The 17,272-nt window shown below is 47.0% G+C and carries 13 protein-coding genes; 8 read left to right on the top strand and 5 right to left on the bottom strand.

Annotated features, from left to right (window positions below):
- Positions 1 to 5: 5 nt before the first annotated feature.
- The gene (locus ACES2C_RS03945) at positions 6 to 4,835 is read left to right on the top strand and encodes a PAS domain S-box protein (RefSeq protein ID WP_374165707.1); all 4,830 of its coding nucleotides are present in this window, start codon (positions 6 to 8) and stop codon (positions 4,833 to 4,835) included.
- 92 nt (positions 4,836 to 4,927) lie between these two features.
- On the top strand, positions 4,928 to 5,278 hold the full coding sequence (locus ACES2C_RS03940) for a response regulator (protein WP_374165706.1): 351 nt from the start codon (positions 4,928 to 4,930) through the stop codon (positions 5,276 to 5,278).
- Positions 5,279 to 5,351: 73 nt separating this feature from the next.
- Here ACES2C_RS03940 and ACES2C_RS03935 read toward each other — a convergent pair whose 3' ends face one another.
- The 4 genes from ACES2C_RS03935 to ileS form a co-directional block, all read right to left on the bottom strand.
- Positions 5,352 to 6,056: an SIMPL domain-containing protein gene (locus ACES2C_RS03935; protein ID WP_374165705.1), complete on the bottom strand. Its 705-nt coding sequence runs from the start codon at positions 6,054 to 6,056 to the stop codon at positions 5,352 to 5,354.
- A gap of 156 nt (positions 6,057 to 6,212) precedes the next feature.
- Positions 6,213 to 6,863: a lipoprotein signal peptidase gene (locus tag ACES2C_RS03930; protein ID WP_374165704.1), complete on the bottom strand. Its 651-nt coding sequence runs from the start codon at positions 6,861 to 6,863 to the stop codon at positions 6,213 to 6,215.
- Complete coding sequence (locus ACES2C_RS03925; protein WP_374165703.1) at positions 6,863 to 7,246, bottom strand: TraR/DksA family transcriptional regulator; 384 nt, start codon at positions 7,244 to 7,246, stop codon at positions 6,863 to 6,865. The genes ACES2C_RS03930 and ACES2C_RS03925 overlap by 1 nt, the downstream gene beginning before the upstream one ends.
- Position 7,247: 1 nt before the next feature.
- Positions 7,248 to 10,487, bottom strand: a complete 3,240-nt coding sequence (gene ileS / locus ACES2C_RS03920; RefSeq protein ID WP_374165702.1) for an isoleucine--tRNA ligase — start codon at positions 10,485 to 10,487, stop codon at positions 7,248 to 7,250.
- Between the two features lie 430 nt (positions 10,488 to 10,917).
- On the opposite strand from ileS, the gene ACES2C_RS03915 reads away from it, so the two are divergent.
- The 3 genes from ACES2C_RS03915 to recO all read left to right on the top strand — a co-directional run bounded on the left by ACES2C_RS03915 (position 10,918) and on the right by recO (position 12,401).
- Positions 10,918 to 11,199 carry a hypothetical protein gene (locus ACES2C_RS03915; protein WP_374165701.1) on the top strand — a complete coding sequence of 94 codons (282 nt, stop codon included), beginning with the start codon at positions 10,918 to 10,920 and terminating at the stop codon, positions 11,197 to 11,199.
- A 111-nt stretch (positions 11,200 to 11,310) separates the two neighbouring features.
- Positions 11,311 to 11,658 (top strand): diacylglycerol kinase family protein, encoded by a 348-nt coding sequence (locus ACES2C_RS03910; RefSeq protein ID WP_374165700.1) that lies wholly within the window; start codon positions 11,311 to 11,313, stop codon positions 11,656 to 11,658.
- A gap of 20 nt (positions 11,659 to 11,678) precedes the next feature.
- Positions 11,679 to 12,401 carry a DNA repair protein RecO gene (recO, locus tag ACES2C_RS03905; protein ID WP_374165699.1) on the top strand — a complete coding sequence of 241 codons (723 nt, stop codon included), beginning with the start codon at positions 11,679 to 11,681 and terminating at the stop codon, positions 12,399 to 12,401.
- A gap of 4 nt (positions 12,402 to 12,405) precedes the next feature.
- Here the strand turns inward: recO and ACES2C_RS03900 are convergent, their stop codons facing one another.
- Positions 12,406 to 12,777 (bottom strand): PleD family two-component system response regulator, encoded by a 372-nt coding sequence (locus ACES2C_RS03900; RefSeq protein ID WP_374165698.1) that lies wholly within the window; start codon positions 12,775 to 12,777, stop codon positions 12,406 to 12,408.
- Positions 12,778 to 13,635: 858 nt separating this feature from the next.
- Between ACES2C_RS03900 and ACES2C_RS03895 the strand changes: the two genes are divergently transcribed.
- From ACES2C_RS03895 to ACES2C_RS03885, 3 genes are all read left to right on the top strand, one after another.
- On the top strand, positions 13,636 to 14,733 hold the full coding sequence (locus ACES2C_RS03895) for a mandelate racemase/muconate lactonizing enzyme family protein (RefSeq protein ID WP_374165697.1): 1,098 nt from the start codon (positions 13,636 to 13,638) through the stop codon (positions 14,731 to 14,733).
- Positions 14,734 to 14,832: 99 nt separating this feature from the next.
- Positions 14,833 to 15,783, top strand: coding sequence for an aminotransferase class I/II-fold pyridoxal phosphate-dependent enzyme (locus tag ACES2C_RS03890; RefSeq protein WP_374165696.1), 951 nt, complete (start codon positions 14,833 to 14,835; stop codon positions 15,781 to 15,783).
- Positions 15,784 to 16,018: 235 nt separating this feature from the next.
- Complete coding sequence (locus ACES2C_RS03885; RefSeq protein WP_374165695.1) at positions 16,019 to 17,242, top strand: D-alanyl-D-alanine carboxypeptidase/D-alanyl-D-alanine-endopeptidase; 1,224 nt, start codon at positions 16,019 to 16,021, stop codon at positions 17,240 to 17,242.
- Positions 17,243 to 17,272 lie beyond the last annotated feature (30 nt).

Here is a 17,272-nt window from a genome sequence, read left to right as displayed (position 1 = left end):
TGCTAATGGAAACAAGGGAGAGAACGAGTTTTGTTGAAAGGGTTGAATCGAGACTGAAGCACTATGTCGTGGCAATAGGTGCGTCTGCGGGCGGACTGGAAGCGATTCACGAGTTTTTCGACAATATGCCGGAAAACTCCAGTCTGTCTTTCGTTATCATTCAGCATCTGTCTCCCGATTACAAAAGCTTGCTGGTTGAGCTGCTCTCGAAGCACACTCATATGAAAGTGTTCGAAGCAGAGCATGAGATGACGGTTCAGAAGGAGTGTGTGTACGTCATTCCAAATAACAAGCTGATGACCATTAAGCGGGGCAAACTCTTACTCGAAAACAAGGCGCAGGAGAAAGCTCCGAATACGGCTATTGACACTTTTTTGCATTCGCTCGCCAAGGATAGGAGAGACAGCGCAATAGCTGTAATCCTTTCGGGTACAGGAACCGACGGCACAAAGGGCATAGAGACCGTGAAGTCATGTGGCGGTATGGTAATCGTGCAGGACCCGGTGACAGCAAAGTTCGACGGAATGTTGAACAGCGCTATCACTTCCGGTAATGCCGATTTTATCCTTCCTCCCGAAATGATGCCTGAGGAGATATATAATTACATCAAGGAAACCCCTGTGCATCTGCTGCAGAAGGGCGCAGTTGACGACCGCCTGCTTGACGAGGTCTTCTCCATGATTTACAAAGCCAAGGGGTATGACTTTCAATATTACAAGACTCCGACCATTCTCCGTCGTATTGCTAAACGGATGGGACAGCGTAACATCAAGCGGCTGGAGCAGTATGTAGACTTTTTGCGCAAGGACGAGGAAGAGATTAAGCGACTGGGCAAGGATTTCCTGATCGGCGTAACCCGTTTTTTCAGGGACGAACAGGCTTATGAGTGCCTCTATTCAGAGGTCCTGCCCAATTTGATCAACAATAAGGACGATGGCGATGTACTGAAAGTCTGGGTATGTGCATGCAGCACCGGGGAGGAGGCATATTCGCTCGCAATCCTGATCGACCAGTACCTCAAACAGTATAACCGGGAACTGGACGTGAAGATTTTTGCAACGGATATTGATGAAAGCAGTATCGAATTTGCGGGTCGGAACGTTTTTTCTGCCGCAATCGAGAAAGATCTGAAAAAGGAGGTTTTAAAGGCTTATTTCGTCAAAGATTCTGCCGGATACTCTGTCATTCCCCGTATACGCAAGCAGATTGTCTTCGCCCGTCACAACGTCATCAAAGATCCGCCCTTTATAAAGAATGACCTGGTAAGCTGCCGGAACATGCTCATTTACATGAACGGAATTTTACAGAATAAGGTGCTTTCTACACTTCATTTTGCTGTTCAGCAGGGGGGCTATATCTTCTTAGGTTCGAGCGAAACTGCTTCTTCAATTCGCGACGGCGTAGATGAAATTAACAGCAAGTGGAAGATTTACAGGAAAATAGGAAAGAACAAGCCTGGCAATAATGATTATCACCGGCAGCTTGAGGGTCGCAGCCCGGTGCAGCGGTTCCCCGTGATTTCCGTAAGAGACTCTAAAAAGAAGGCGAGTGACTTGTCCGACGAGTTCACCACCTCGCTCATAGAGGACTTCGGGTATGTATGTTTTTACATTGATCATAACTACGAGATTAAGGAGGTGATCGGTAACTTTAACAAGTTTCTGTCGCTGCCTGAGAAAAGGCTAAGTCTCAATATCTTAAAAATGGTTTCCCCCGAGCTTTCGGTGGCACTTAATACTGCTATCAGAAAGTGCTGGAAGGAGGAGCACAAGGTGTTCCTGAAGAGTGTGAGGGTTAAGGGCAAGGATGGCGACTTTTTCGTCAGTTTATCTGTTAAGCCCCCTCGCCCGGAGGACGGAAAATTACATACCACCATTGTGCTGGGAGAGAATAATTACAGCGTTCCCCCTGGCCGGGACGAATTTTCCTTGGTGCCTTCAGGTGAACAGACCGAGTACCTTGCTGAGCTGGAAGAGGAATTGAGCGAAACAAGAGCAAGTTTACAGCTGGCTATTGAGGGACTTGAGACCGCGAACGAAGAATTACAATCAAGTAACGAAGAGCTCCTTTCTGCAAACGAGGAACTGCAATCGAGCAATGAAGAGCTTCAGTCGCTCAATGAAGAGCTGCACACGCTCAATACCGAGCATCAGCTGAAGATCAAGGAGCTTATTGAACTAAACGACGACCTCAATAATTATTTCAGAAGCACAGACATCGGGCAAATATTTCTCGACAGTGACCTCCGGATCAGGAAGTTCAACTCGGCTGCCATTAATCTGGTCAATCTTATTGATTCAGACATTGGCAGACCAATCTCTCATATTTCAACTAATCTGAACTATGAGACGCTGCTCGATGACATCCGCTACGTATTGAAGACTGAGAAGGTGGTTGAAAAGGAAATCGTCCTCCCGGATAATAGCCACTGCTTAATCAAGATACTCCCCTACATCCGGCAGGATAAGAAGGTGGACGGAGTGATCGTTACCTTTGTTGACATTTCTGCAGTCTCCAGGCTAAATAACATCATAAACGGAGTGTTTAACTCCACCCTGAGTGCCATCATGGTGTTCAAGGCCGAAAGGAACAGGAGCGGCCGGATAGAGGACTTCTCGCTTCTGACCTGCAATCATCAGGGCGAAAAGTTATTTCAGTCGGCAAATCTGGAGGGGAAACGCTTAAGCAGCATTCCCTTGATTATTCAGAACGGACAATTCGACAAATACGTGAAGGTGGTTGAGGAAGGTCAGCCGCTGCATTCTGAAGTTCCTTCTATTGAAGGCAGTCACAAATGGTATGAGGCTGTTGCCGTCAAAATGATGGACGGATTCGTTGTCTCCTTTACCGATATATCAGAGAAAAAAGAGGCCGAGCAAAAACTCCGGAAGAACTATAATGAGTTGATTTCGGCCCGCGAGAAACTGCGGAGCCTCAACATAGAGCTGGAAGACAAGGTTGCGGAACGTACGCGCGAACTTTCAGCAAGCGAGGAGCGTTTCAGGCTGGTCTCAAAGGCAACGAATGATGCCATCTGGGATTGGGACCTTGTAAATAACACGGTCTGGTGGAGCGATAGCTTCTATTCTCTGTTTGGCTACGAGATGGACTCGTTCAGCCGGGCTCAATGGCTGAATAATGTCCACCCGGATGACCGCAAGGGGGTTGAAGAGGAAGTTTACAAGGCAATTAATAAAGGTGCTAAACAGTGGAGTAAGGAATACCGCTTTCTGCGAAAGGACGGTCAATACGCTACCGTGCTCGACCGTGGGTTTGTGCTTCCTGATGAATACGGGACTCCCTATCGCATGCTCGGTTCCATGGTCGATATTACATCTCAGAAAGACGCCCAAAGGAAAGAATTGGAAGCTCTGGAAGAGATAAGAAAGAGTGAGGAGCGGTTTAAGTTTCTGGCCAATGCCATGCCGCAGAAGGTGTGGACTGCTACGCCTGACGGAAGCATCGACTATTTCAACCAGGTATGGCTTGACTACTGCGGCAAGGATATAGGTGATCTGAAAGGATGGAGCTGGACGAGCATCATTCATCCTGATGATTTACAGGATAACAAGTGGGCATGGCTAAGGAGTGTTGAGTCGGGTGCTCCCTTTGAGATGGAGCGTCGCCTCCGTCGTTCTGACGGTGAATATAGATGGCACCTGAGCAGGGCCATTGCATTGCGCGACGAGAATGGAAAGATCAAGATGTGGGTGGGAACGAGTACCGACATTCACGAGCAAAAGACATTTTCTGAAGCACTGAAGGCGAGCGAAGACGACTTCCGGCAGCTGGCGGATCAGTCGCCGTTCATGATCTGGAGAGTCGACAGCCTTGGGAGGTGCAATTATGTGAATAAACAATGGACCAGGCTGACCGGCCTGAGCTTCGAAGATAGTATGGCTCTGGGCTGGAAGAAAGCCTTTCATCCGGAAGATGCCGAACGGGAAGATAAAAAGTTTAAGCTGGCGCTTCAGCAACGCGTTAGTTACCACTCCAAGTTTAGGATAAGAAGCAGGAAGGGCGATTTCAGATGGGTACTTGCGCAAAGTAATCCGATAGCGGGTAAGGAGTTTGAAGGGTACATCGGAAGTATGACCGACATCACTGATCAGGAGCTTGCTCAGCAGGCAACCCGTCTGCTCCTTCAAAAGAAGGATGAATTCATGAGTATTGCCAGTCATGAGCTGAAAACTCCGATCACCAGTATGAAGGCCTCCCTGCAGATTGCAGAAAGACTGGTCGTTAAAAGGAACGATGTACTGACCGTGCAAGGATTCATTGAGAAGGCGAATAAGCAGGTAAATAAGCTGACTTCCCTTGTGGAAGACTTGCTCGATGTGACGAAAATCCAGGCTGGCAAGTTGCAGTTCCATACCAGCTTCTTCAACATTGGAGAAGTGGTGCAAGACTGTCTTGATCAAATAAGAAATACGAACCTGAAGCACCGTATTTTGCTTGAGGGAGATGCAGATATCGTGATAAATGCCGACAAGCACCGGCTGGAACAGGTGATCATTAACTTCTTGTCTAACGCAGTAAAATATTCTCCCGATGCAGATGAGGTGATATTAAAAGTTGAAAAGACGGAAGAAGTTGTAAAAGTATCGGTCACGGACTTTGGAATCGGAATTCCTGAAGACAAGGTCAATTTTATCTTCGACAGGTTTTTCCGCGTCCAGGAATCATCCCAGAAGTTCGCAGGCCTGGGGCTTGGCCTTTTTATTTCTGCAGAGATTATAAGAAGACACGACGGGGAAGTGGGTGTAACTACAACGGAAGGAAAAGGTTCGACTTTTTGGTTTACCATCCCACTTTCCGCCAGAACGCCCGATTAGATATGAAATGTGAAACGTTTAAGTTGCTGTGAACATTAAATTACTAATTAACTTATTGCACAACTAATATATTTGTTATAGCTTTATCACAGATGAAGCGGATTTTGATTTTTGATGATGATACAGATATCTTAGAAATTCTAACCTATCTGTTGACGGAGAAGGGGTGGGAGGTGCATACTCGCACCAATTGCAATAATATTATTTCTATCCTGGAGGAGTGCCGTCCTGACGTGATTCTGATGGACAATTGGATTCCCGATACGGGAGGGATTATAGCGACCAGGACGCTTAAAGCACACGAGGAGTTTAAGGAAATTCCGGTAGTTTATTTCTCTGCCAATAACGATATTGAGAAGCTGGCAACAGAGGCTGGGGCCGATACCTGGCTTGCCAAGCCTTTTGATCTGGACGAGCTTGAGCTGATGCTTTCCAGATTTTAACACAAAGACGACGGGTTGCAGGCGGCGGGTCACACGACCTGCGTTTACTACCCGTCGCCTTTATTTTTCAGAGTTATTTCAGCTCAAACACTACTCTCATCTGATAATTCAACTTTATTTTCTTAAAGTCTATTTCTGCAGAGCTGTTGTCGGCAGAGGCTTCGGCTAATTTTGAAAAGCTGGCATTCGCACGGTAGATCGCCTGAGGGTAGTACTCATTGTTGATCTCCTGCACTTCCAGAGCTTTTCCAACACCGTCGTTTAATGCTGTAGCCAGATACGTGGCTTTGTCTTTAGCAGCTTGCAGTGCTTTGATCTTTAAGTCTTTTTTTAGGGATTCTATCTTTGAGTAATCGTAGCTGTCAACATTGGTGTATTGTACAGCCTTCGTATCAAGTGCTTCCATGATCTGGTTAAAGCGATTTAAGTCCTGAACTTTGATCCTGTACTGCTTTGAAATAAGGAACTCAGGATTTTTCTTTTTCTGAAGGCTTGAAGCGTACGAGGAAATATTGTTAACGGTAAAGTTCTCCTTCGGCACGCCTGCATTTGTTACCGCTGCAAGCAACTGCTTTTCTAAATCGTCGATCTCCACTTTTTTCTTGATGTTATTGTCTTTAAAGTATTCGCGGAGTGATACTGAGAAATAAATAATGTCGGGTGTTACCTCAGCCTCGGCCGAGCCGTTCACCTCAATCTTACGGCGAGTGTCAATGGTTTGCGAATAAGCGGAATAACAAAAAATGCTTAGCAATGCAATAATTACGTACTTTTTCATATTTGAATTTTTGTGTGTGATAGTATGGAGATGCCAGTGTTGAGCGATTTCCATAAATTTCAGTAAGTCTTCTAAAAAACAATACGGATACTCATGCCTGAATGTAACATGAATATCCGTATTAAGTTGCTTTTAAGATCTGCCGCTTATGCTGTTTTATTCTTCGATAATCTCGCTATGCGGGTAGCTCTCCTCTTTTTTCTCTTCTTTGAAGTATCTCTTCTGAAAGAGAAGAATGGCAATCACCCCCACGGAGATGGCGGCATCGGCGATGTTAAATACTGGGCGGAAGAAAATAAAGTCTTCGCCTGACCATATTGGGAACCAGTCCGGAAACCTCCCCTGGACGAGCGGAAAGTAAAACATATCCACCACCTTCCCATGGAATAGACTTGAATACCCTCCTTCGGCGGGAAAGAGCTTTGCTGGCGCGAAATACGAACTTTCGCTGAAAATAAGCCCGTAAAAGGTAGAGTCAATGATGTTACCCAGAGCGCCGGCGAAAATAAGGGCCACGTTCAGGATGAGTCCCCTGTGGTATTTGTGCTTTACAAGGTGGACTACGCCGTAGCCGATCGCACATACTGCCGCTATACGGAAGAGGGTGAGAATGAGCTTGCCTGCCTCGCCGCCGAACTCCATTCCGAAAGCCATTCCGTTATTTTCTGTGAAATGAATAATGAACCAGTTTCCTATGATCTTGAACTCCTGGCCAAGGCTCATATTTAGCTTAATCCAGAATTTGAGTGCCTGGTCAGCCAGGAGAATCAGGAAAATAGCCAGAAAGGGCTTCGAATATGCTTTCATTAATACTGTTTCATTTTTGCCTCCATACTCAAAGTAGTATGGGGTACTGCTCTTAGCCGTTCCTTAGGGATGAGTTTCCCCGTTTCGCGGCAAACGCCGTACGTTTTATTTTCAATGCGGACCAGTGCCGCTTCCAGATTTTCAATAAATTTCTTCTGACGTGCGGCCAGCTGGTTGATCTGTTCCTTTTCCAAGGTTGCAGAACCATCCTCCAAAGTTTTGTAAGTTCCTGCAGTGTCGTCTGTGCCGTTAAGGTTTGGATTGCTTAAGGACTGTGCGAGAGAGGCCAACTCTTCTTTCGCAACGCGCATCTTGTCAAGAATCAGCTCTTTAAATTCCTGAAGTTCTGCGTCGGAGTACCGTGTTTTTTCGTTATTTTCCATATTAAGCCTTTGTAATAGATATCAATAATTCCTGTTCTTCAATTTCAACCTTTTCTCCTGTTTGAAGACCGGAATCGAAATCGAAGGAGTCAGCCAGAATTTCCGCGCAAATATAGGATAAATTATTGCTTACGGCTGCCTCTATGTCAGGCTGTACCGTCATTGTAACCTTGATCTTGTCTGTTACTTCGAAGCCGAGCTCTTTCCTCAGATTCTGAATGCGGTTTATTACCTCCCTCGAGATCCCCTCCTGTTTCAATTCTGTAGTTAGCGTAACATCTAAAGCCACCGTTAGTTTTCCGATATTTGTCACCTGCCAGCCAGGAACGTCTTCTGCTATAATTTCCACATCCGATACCGGAATGTCGAGGATGAAATCATCCTTGCTAAAGCGCGCTGCACCTGTAGATTCAAATGCGGAAAGCTCGTCCTGCGACATAGAGCTGATAAAGGCTGCAACATCCTTCATGTACTTTCCCGCCTTGGGGCCAAGCGCCTTGAAATTGGGCTTCACCTTCTTTGTAATGATACCCGATGTGTCTGTGATAAACTCGATGTTTTTGATGTTTGTCTCCGACAGGATGAGCTCTTTTACACGGTCAATCTTTGCTTCAAACTCGCTATCCAGCACCGGCAGAAGGATCTTGTTAAGTGGTTGTCTGACATTGATGCCGACTTTCTTGCGGAGTGAAAGCACCATCGACGATACGTCCTGTGCAAGTGCCATACGCTCTTCCAGTGCCTTGTCTACCAGCGCTTCATGATAGTCTGGGAAGTCGGTAAGGTGTACCGATTCTGCTTTTTCCCTCGATGTTGCTGCATTAAGATCGAGGAACAGACGTTCACTAAAGAACGGCGCAATGGGGGACATCAGGCGTGAAATTGTATCAAGACAAGTATACAGCGTCTGATAAGCTGAAATCTTGTCTTCGGTGTAATCTCCTTTCCAGAAACGCCTGCGACATAGCCGCACGTACCAGTTGCTGAGATGCTCGTCAACAAAATCCTGGATAGCCCTTGCCGCCCGCGTAGGCTCGAACTCCGAGTAGAAGCGGTCAACTTCTTTTGTCAGCGTGTTCAGCAGCGAGATGATCCAGCGATCTATTTCAGGCCGGTTCTCAATAGCGATTTCGTCCTCCGAATAATCAAATCCGTCGATATTGGCATATAATGCGAAAAACGCATAGGTATTATAGAGCGTGCCGAAAAATTTACGTCTGACCTCGTCCAGTCCTTCTGTGTTAAACTTTAGGTTGTCCCAGGGAGATGCGTTGCTGATCATATACCAGCGTGTTGCATCCGCGCCATATTTTTCTATTGTCTCAAACGGGTCAACGGCATTTCCAAGCCGCTTTGACATCTTGTTTCCGTTCTTATCGAGCACCAGTCCGTTAGAAACGACGTTCTTGAAGGCCACAGAGTCTTTAAGCATCGCTGCAATAGCATGAAGCGTAAAGAACCAGCCTCTTGTCTGATCTACTCCCTCTGCAATGAAATCAGCGGGATAAGACTTATCAAAGCGCTCGTTATTCTCAAAAGGATAGTGCCACTGTGCATATGGCATGGCTCCTGAGTCGAACCAAACGTCGATCAGGTCGGGCTCCCTGTACATTTTTTTGCCACCATCCGTCACCAAAATGATATCGTCTACATAAGGCCTGTGCAGGTCGAACGTCTCCGAGTTGAAGGACTCCAGTATCTTTCCTGTTTTTTCTTTTTCCTGCTCATCGAGGAAGCCAGAGCGGAAGGCATCTTCCAGCCTTTCCTTTAATTCCCTGGCAGAACCGATGCAGACCTCCTCTGACCCGTCCTCTGTTCTCCAGATTGGAAGCGGCGTACCCCAGTAGCGGGAACGCGATAAGTTCCAGTCCACGAGGTTTTCCAGCCAGTTTCCGAAACGGCCTGTTCCTGTTGCTTCCGGTTTCCAGTTGATCGTTTTGTTTAGCTCTACCATCCGCTCTTTCACGGCAGTGGTGCGGATGAACCAGCTGTCGAGGGGGTAATACAAGACGGGCTTGTCAGTTCTCCAGCAATGAGGATAGCTGTGTTCGTATTTTTTTACGTCGAAGGCCTTGTTCTCTTCTTTAAGCTTTATCGCAATCAGAACATCCGTCGGCTTAAAGTCGGGTGCGTTCCTTTCTTCGTCTGTGTAATATTCCTCTTTAACGAAGCGGCCTGCAAAATCGGTCACCTCTGAAATGAAGCGCCCCTGTCTGTTTACCAGCGGATACTCGTTTCCTTTTTCGTCTTTTGCAAGAACAGACGGAACGCCATTTTCTCTCGCAGCCCGGAAGTCGTCCGCCCCGAAAACGGAAGCAATGTGAACGATACCTGTACCGTCTTCCGTTGTAACGAAGTCGCCCGGGATTACTCTGAAAGCATTTTTCTCCAGGTTTTCGTTGCTCACATAAGGCATCAGCTGATGATAGCGGAGGCCAAGAAGTTCTTCGCCTTTAAATTCGGCCACATATTCCCATGGGATGATCTTGTCTCCGCCTTTGTAATCCTGAAACGACCCGTTCTGCCCTTCGGGTTTAAAATACTTCGGCACGAGGTCTTTTGCCAGCACGACGCTGACAGGCGCATAGGTATATGGGTTGAAGGTCCGTATTTTGACGTAGGTGATATCTTTCCCAATCGCCAGGGCGCCATTTGAAGGAAGAGTCCAGGGAGTGGTGGTCCATGCCAGAATAGCCGTTACTTCCGCTTCGTTCTGAAACAGAATTGGAATAAGAGGATGAACCTGGTCCTGCCTGATATGGAACTGAGCAACGATAGACGTGTCTTTTACATTCCTGTACGTTCCAGGCATGTTGAGTTCGTGCGAACTTAGTCCCGTTCCGGCAGCAGGCGAAAAAGGCTGAACAGTGTATCCCTTGTAGAGAAGATTCTTGTTGTAAAGTTCCTTAAGAATCCACCATAATGATTCAATATATTCATTTTCGTAGGTGATATAAGGGTTTTCAAGGTCCACCCAGTATCCCATTTTCTCCGTAAGGTCGTTCCAGACATCGGTGTACTTCATCACCTCCCTGCGGCAGGCACTGTTGTATTCCTCGACAGAGATCTTCTTTCCGATGTCTTCCTTCGTGATCCCCAGGGTCTTTTCAACAGCGAGCTCAATGGGAAGTCCGTGTGTGTCCCATCCTCCTTTACGTTCTACCCTGAAACCCTTAAGCGTTTTATACCGGCAAAATATATCCTTGATGCTCCTGGCCATCACATGGTGGATTCCAGGCATACCATTGGCAGAGGGGGGCCTTCATAGAAGGTATATGGTTTTGAAGCAGGACGGTTAGAGATGCTTTTATCAAATATCTTATTACTTTTCCAGTACTCCAGGATGTCTTTTCCTGTTTCAGGTAAATTGAGCTGTTTATATTCTTTGTACATCAGTGCTTTAACTCCAAAATTTAAGCTTGCAAAAGTACTAAAATACGCATAAATAAGCAGATTTTTAAGGAAAAACGTCGCCTTGCACTTAAATCACTGGCTGAAGAAATGCCGTCAGTGCTTCCCGTCATGGAGCCTGAGCATACCTTAAGTGCAGCAAACTTGTACTTCCTGTGCTTTATTTAGGACGCCGACCAATTTTGCGAGTGTTAAATTAAGATTAAGAAGCGCCTTTTTAGTCAGCGTAGGGATTGGCATATCCTTTGTCTGACTGAGGTATGAATAAGTATTTAAAACGGGGATTGTTTCTCATAATTCCGGGCGTCGCACTTAATATTCTGGGCTATGTCATCAAAAGGAATGACTGGGGGCTGTATGGATGGGCTATGATTGGAGGAACGGTTCTCTTTGGCATCGGATTCCTCATGGTATTTTATAGCCTTGTAAGGAAAGTAGAATACTCAGGCCTGATTGAAGAGCGGGCGGCCGAGGCTGAGAAAAAGGAGAAACGAAAGATAGAAGCGCGGAGGTACAAGCGCAAGAGGATGCTCCAGTCTTAATCCGCTGCTGGTCTGATCTCCTCATTTCAATTACATTATAAGACGATATATCGTTATCTTGTGTCGCACCCTATTTCTAAACTAAGGGTGCGGCACGAAACGGTATGAACGATGAAGCGGTTTTTTAAAAGTTTCATATACGCCGCCAAAGGTTTGCGGTATTCTTTCCTAACACAATTAAATTTCAGATTTCATCTAAGCAGCGCCGCTTTGGCAATAGTGCTCGGCTTTGTGCTTAAAATCAATACGTCTGAATGGCTGTGGGTTTTGTTCTCTATCGCTCTGGTTGTTCTTGCCGAGTTGCTGAATACTGCAATTGAAACATTGGTGGATCTGGTGTCGCCCGGATACCACGAGAAGGCTGGGATTGTGAAAGATGTTTCAGCTGCTGCAGTTCTGATAGCCGCTTTTTTTGCCCTGGCGGTCGCCCTTCTTATATTCGTGCCCCGGTTAATTTAAAATCTATCAGGAGAGAGGGTATGCTTCACAAAACAAAGGGGGTGGTTCTAAAGACAACTGAATATTCTGAGAGCAGCGTTGTCGTACAGATATTTACTGAGAAATTTGGCATGCAGTCGTACATCATCAACGGGGTAAAAAAGGCGAAGTCCCGAATAAAGATGAACATGCTGCAGCCTCTTCATTTAGTGGATATGGTGGTGTATCAAAAGCCGGGCGCCGACATTCAAAAGGTCTCAGAGTTGCGTAACGACCCGGTGTTCGAAACAATCCCCTACGATATGGTTAAAAGTTGTCTTGCGATGTTTCTCAACGAGGTTGTATACAAAAGCATCAGAGGCAACTCGGCAGACCAGCCCTTGTTCTTTTTTCTGCATAACACAATCCCAATGTTGGATCATGCCCAAAAAGGGGTGGCCAATTACCATATCTGGTTCCTGTTAAAGCTTTCGAGATACCTCGGCTTTTATCCCGAACAGTCGAAGGTCCAAAGTCGCTTTTTTGATTTACAGAGCGGATCGTTTACCGACACGATGCCCTTGCATCCGCACGCGCTGGAGGGACAGCTTAAGGATCTATTCTCAAAATTCTTAGCCGCAAGTATTGAAGATCTTTCGCTGATCGTCATGTCCGGCCCCTTAAGAAGAGAATTACTCCGTGCAATACTCGACTACTACCGTTTTCATTTAGACAGTCTGGGTGAAATTCACTCTCACCTTATTCTCGAGGAAGTTTTAAGTTAGCTGCTTAAGCAACCTTGCTTGTCGTTACTCGTTCAATTACAAGTTCAAGTTCAGTCAGATCAAACGGCTTTTCTAGAAAGGTGTCAGCGCCGGCCTGATTGGCCAGTGATTGAATGTCGTTGTTCGCAGAGAAATAAATGACAGGTATTTTCCTCAGTTCCGGGTCGCTTTTGAGGGTCTGGGTGGCCACAACGCCACCGGTATCCGGAATCCAGTTATCCATCAGGATGACGTCGGGCTGAATGTTCTGCACTGTGTTTATGATGTCGTTACAATGAGGCGAGGTATGCACGTCCCAGCCCTGTTCCTCCAGAATATAACTGCATATGGACAAAATATCGACATCGTCATCAAAAATGAGTATACGTTTTGACATACCTTTAAATCTATTTCATTCAGCTTAAGTTGCGCCGGATCAGACTAACAGAAAAATCATCCTATCCGATTAAAACTAAGATTTCGAAATTATGTTTTCGAAAGCGGCAAAAAAAATCTGAAAAGAAATGCAAAAATATTTGGTAAGTGTTGCTTATACACTTACATTTGCGGCAGAAATTATATAGAATTTCTTTCTGCATAATTTAGGTTTATAATTGGTTAGTTTGAGCTCCTGCCCATCAGGAGCTTATTTTTTTAGGCCCGCGTGATTGCAGAGTTTGAACCGATCCTGGGCTGGACCAGAGTCTCTGCAAAGCAAATAATTTTCTTTCCGGATTAACGTTCTGACGGGCTCCCGAATCGCTTCGAAGATGCTTTGGCAACACATTGGTATTCCTGAGTGGCGCCCGAAGACGTGGAAAGGGATTGCAAAAGGGGCGCCTGTTATTTCCGGAGATGTGGCGAGCGTGCTCTGGAGCAGGCCCCTTATTCCAGGTTCTGATTTTAGCTGATTCCGGCTCGGCCGTAGAAGCTGCAAGACGACGGGACAAGGGGCAGACAAACCCGAGACATGCGCGGGCCCCGTTAGGGACAGAACCGAGTCAGGACCGAGTCAGGACCGAGTCAGCACCGAGTCTCCACCGAGTTCTGTCGGTATAAACTCGGTTCTGATACCATCTTGTTAAGGTGCTCATCCCCTGCAGTGGCGGCAATGGCCCATAGCGTGCAGGATTCAATCTCGTCTGAGCCCTGGATGGAGGCGGTGAAGCCTGAAGCAGGGCGGTTCTGCAAATGAAGAGCAGCATTTAATTTGATCCGTGTTGTTTTTGCTGCACATATTCTTTTAAATTAGGGTGTGCGATTTACCTCTTTTGAAATTTATAAGTATTCTATACCTATTGAGCCGTTCGTCATAGCAACGGGGACGATGTATTACGCTCAGAATGTCCTTATAAGGGCTTATACTGACACGGGGATTTACGGTCTGGGAGAATGTTCTGCTTTTCCAATGATTGTTGGAGAAACGCAGGCGACCTGTTTTGTGATGGCGCAGGAATTCGCTGCGCTATGGAAAGGAAAGGATGCTGCGTGTCTGGAAGAGCGGCTTAATGAACTTCACTTGTTTGCAGCGGGGAATTTTACGGCAAAGAGTGCCTTTGACATGCTTCTTTATGACCTTGCATCGAAAAGGGCGGGCATGCCCTTGTACCAATATCTGGGAGGCCGGCCCCGCCGGATCACAACAGACCTTACCATTGGGATCGATACTCCCCCAGAAATGGCAAAAAAGGCGAAGTCGTACGTTTCAAATGGCGTGTCGATACTTAAGCTGAAGCTTGGCAAGGATCCGCACGAGGACATAGAAAGAGTAAGGGCGGTGCGCGAAGCGACCGGACCTGATATAGCCCTGCGGCTGGATGCTAACCAGGGCTGGTCTTTCGATGACGCCCTTAAGGTACTTGAGCAGGTGGCCCCATATGATATTCAGTTCTGTGAACAGCCGATGCGGACCTGGAATGACGAGCTCCTTCCGCAGCTTTGCCTGAAATCCCCTGTGCCGGTCATGGCCGACGAAAGCGTTTACACACACCGCGATGCGGAACGGATTATCCGTAATAAAGCGGCTTCTTTTATTAATATCAAATTCGCCAAGAGTGGAGGAATTCACGAAGCGGGTCTGATCTCTAAGGTGGCAGAACGCAACGGAATAAAGTGCATGCTAGGCAGCATGCTGGAAAGCCGGCTTGCACTTACAGCGAATGTGCATTTTGCCGTAGCTAACCCCAATATTGTTTTCTTCGACCTTGATACATGCTTACTTGGACAACTGCAGGATCCCGTAAGTGGCGGCCTGCGTTATGAGGGAATGGATCTTGTTCTTCCTGACCAGCCGGGCATTGGCGCCGACGTAGAGCAGGCTTATCTCGATGGTTGTGAAAAGGTCACCATTTAGAAGTAGCGGAAAGATGCATTTTTTAGATAAAAGTCCGGGACGCACAGCCAAAGCGGGGGGCGCGAATATTTGTTCTTTTCAGGATATAACTACTTAGGTGTGAGCGACGTTCCCGCATTCGTGCAGCTGCTGCAGGAGGGGATGCAAAAATATGGCTGGCTTTTTCCTTCTTCCCGGATCAGCAATACCCGTTTGAAACTGTATGAAGAGGCTGAGGCCTTATTCAGCGAGATTACGGGCGTTGAAGAGTCGGTGCTGTTCTCATCGGGCTTTGTTGCCGGACGCAGTGCTCTCTCTCTCCTTGAGGGCGAGATAATGAGTGCTCCAGACTCACATCCGGCCATTCTGCACGAAACCTCCTTCGGAGCTGACCGGGCTCAATGGACGAGCTTTGTTACGGACTACGCAAACAGCAGTCCGACACCCATTAGTATTACCTCTGATTCAGTGAATCCTTTGAATCCCGGGATATATGACTTTGGGTTTCTGCAGAAGATCAGGAGGCAAGTGACCGTCTTAATAGATGACTCGCACGGAATAGGAGTGACCGGTAAAGATGGTGCCGGCACAGCGTCCCTTGTCCCTTCTGATACACCTGCCCGTCTGTTGTTTTCCTACTCGCTCTCTAAAGCGTTTGGCATAGCAGGGGGCGTCGCAGGAGGAACAAAGGAATTTGCAGAGCAGCTTAGAAATACTTCAGGCTATTGTGCTGCAACGCCACCTCTGCCGGCGCAGATGTACGCGTTTTTGCGAGGCCAGGAAATCTATTCAGAGCAGCGCCAGAAGTTGTATGAAAACGTCCGCTTTTTCTCTGAATGCATCAGAGGTATTCCCGGTATTCTTTTCGATTTTCCATTTCCCGTATTTGTTCTTCCGCCCTGGGCAGACGCCGCCTTGCTGCAGGATCAGGGCGTGCTGATTTCCTCCTTCGCCTACCCAGATCCCCGGGGGCCAAAGCTCAACCGGATCGTGGTAAATGCGCTTCACGTACCTTCAGATCTGGAGTATGCTGCGGAGAGTTTGTGGAAACTGTTTAAAAATGCTAACTAGCAGAGAAATGATGTCCCTTAACAATCTTACCCCATCCCCTCCGCTCATGCGCGATAAGCAAGGGCAAAATTGGCCCGCCAGAAAGATAAAACATGCCTGTTCTTCGCGGACCCTTAGCAAGAGACTGCTTCCGGGAAAAAGCAGCATGTCTGGCGGCTCGCTTATGCTAATCGCTGTGCTATGCTTGTTGTTTTCTTCCTGTGCTACTCAAATAAGCGGCAAGAAGGTGGGGCGCATGATTGAACGTTCTGCTATCCTGCGTGACCACTTTACCGGTTTTGCCCTTTTTGATGTTCAAAGCAACCGGATGGTCTTTGAAAAGAATAGTGCCCTGCATTTTATTCCTGCTTCCAATACCAAGCTTTTTACCTTTTATACGTGTTTAAATGTCCTCGGTGATTCTATTCCCGGTATAAGATATGTCACGAGGAATGATTCTCTTATTTTCTGGGGTACGGGTGACCCGTCCCTGCTGCATACTTATCTGAAGTCTGACCGCATCTTTAACTTTTTCAAGACATCGAACAAAAAACTCTTCTATTCGCCGGATAATTACTCGGGAGACGTGTTCGGAAGAGGCTGGCCTCTTGATAACTACAACGACTATTATCAGGCGGAAATCACGGACCTGCCTCTTGAAGACAACGTAGCCGTGGTGCGGAGGCGTGCCGACGGATCTCTTTCTATTTCGCCCCGCATTTTTCAGTCTTCTCTCAGGAAGGACGGCTCTTTTCGGCCGGAAACATTTACGGTAAAGCGCCAGGTAGAGGACAACGTGTTTATTTACCCGGCTGGTGAAATACCTGACGGCTTTAAGCAGGAGATTCCGTGGAAAACCAGCCCGGCCCTAACCGCCTCCCTCCTGCAGGATACGCTTAAGCGTTCTGTAGGCCTTGTCCACCTCCGGATGCCGAAAGCTGCGTCGACCTTGTATAGCATACCGGCTGATTCTGTGTATAAAAGGATGCTTCAGGTAAGCGATAATTTTCTTGCCGAGCAGCTTCTGCTGGTTTGTTCCTCAAAGTTATATGGTGCCCTCAGTACTGATAGCGTTATCAACTACAGTGCTTCCCGCTATTTAAGCGATCTTCCTGACCCCATCCAGTGGGTGGACGGCTCCGGGTTGTCGAGACATAACCTGTTTACGCCAAGATCAATAGTGAAGCTGTTGGTAAAAATAAAGCAGAAGGTGGGGGATGAAGAAAAATTGCATGACTTTCTCCCCGCGGGCGGGATGAGCGGGACCTTAAGGCTGGCTTATAAGACGGATGAGGGGAAGCCTTTCGTATGGGCCAAGACCGGCTCTCTTTCCAATAACCATAACCAGAGCGGATATCTGATCACGCGAAAGGGCAGGCATCTTGTCTTTTCGTTTATGAATAATAACTATGTACGGCCAACCTCAGAAGTGCGGTCTGAAATGGTCCGGATCATGACCGATATTCATAACCAGTTCTAAGAGGATAAAAAAATACCAGGGAGGTAGATG

The sequence above is a fragment of the Arcticibacter sp. MXS-1 genome (genome assembly GCF_041902385.1).
Lineage (GTDB): Bacteria > Bacteroidota > Bacteroidia > Sphingobacteriales > Sphingobacteriaceae > Arcticibacter.
The sequence above is the reverse complement of the archived record's forward strand: the minus strand, read 5'-3'. Positions and strand labels throughout refer to the sequence as shown.

Excerpts from the sequence above, each read along its gene's own strand:
- ACES2C_RS03930 (WP_374165704.1), bottom strand. The coding sequence starts at position 6,863 with ATGAAAGCATATTCGAAGCCCTTTCTGGCTATTTTCCTGATTCTCCTG.
- ACES2C_RS03900 (WP_374165698.1), bottom strand. The coding sequence starts at position 12,777 with ATGTCAAAACGTATACTCATTTTTGATGACGATGTCGATATTTTGTCC.
- recO (WP_374165699.1), top strand. The coding sequence starts at position 11,679 with ATGCTTCACAAAACAAAGGGGGTGGTTCTAAAGACAACTGAATATTCT.
- ACES2C_RS03915 (WP_374165701.1), top strand. The coding sequence starts at position 10,918 with ATGAATAAGTATTTAAAACGGGGATTGTTTCTCATAATTCCGGGCGTC.
- ACES2C_RS03940 (WP_374165706.1), top strand. The coding sequence starts at position 4,928 with ATGAAGCGGATTTTGATTTTTGATGATGATACAGATATCTTAGAAATT.
- ACES2C_RS03910 (WP_374165700.1), top strand. The coding sequence starts at position 11,311 with ATGAAGCGGTTTTTTAAAAGTTTCATATACGCCGCCAAAGGTTTGCGG.
- ACES2C_RS03935 (WP_374165705.1), bottom strand. The coding sequence starts at position 6,056 with ATGAAAAAGTACGTAATTATTGCATTGCTAAGCATTTTTTGTTATTCC.
- ACES2C_RS03885 (WP_374165695.1), top strand. The coding sequence starts at position 16,019 with ATGATTGAACGTTCTGCTATCCTGCGTGACCACTTTACCGGTTTTGCC.
- ileS (WP_374165702.1), bottom strand. The coding sequence starts at position 10,487 with ATGCCTGGAATCCACCATGTGATGGCCAGGAGCATCAAGGATATATTT.
- ACES2C_RS03925 (WP_374165703.1), bottom strand. The coding sequence starts at position 7,246 with ATGGAAAATAACGAAAAAACACGGTACTCCGACGCAGAACTTCAGGAA.
- ACES2C_RS03945 (WP_374165707.1), top strand. The coding sequence starts at position 6 with ATGGAAACAAGGGAGAGAACGAGTTTTGTTGAAAGGGTTGAATCGAGA.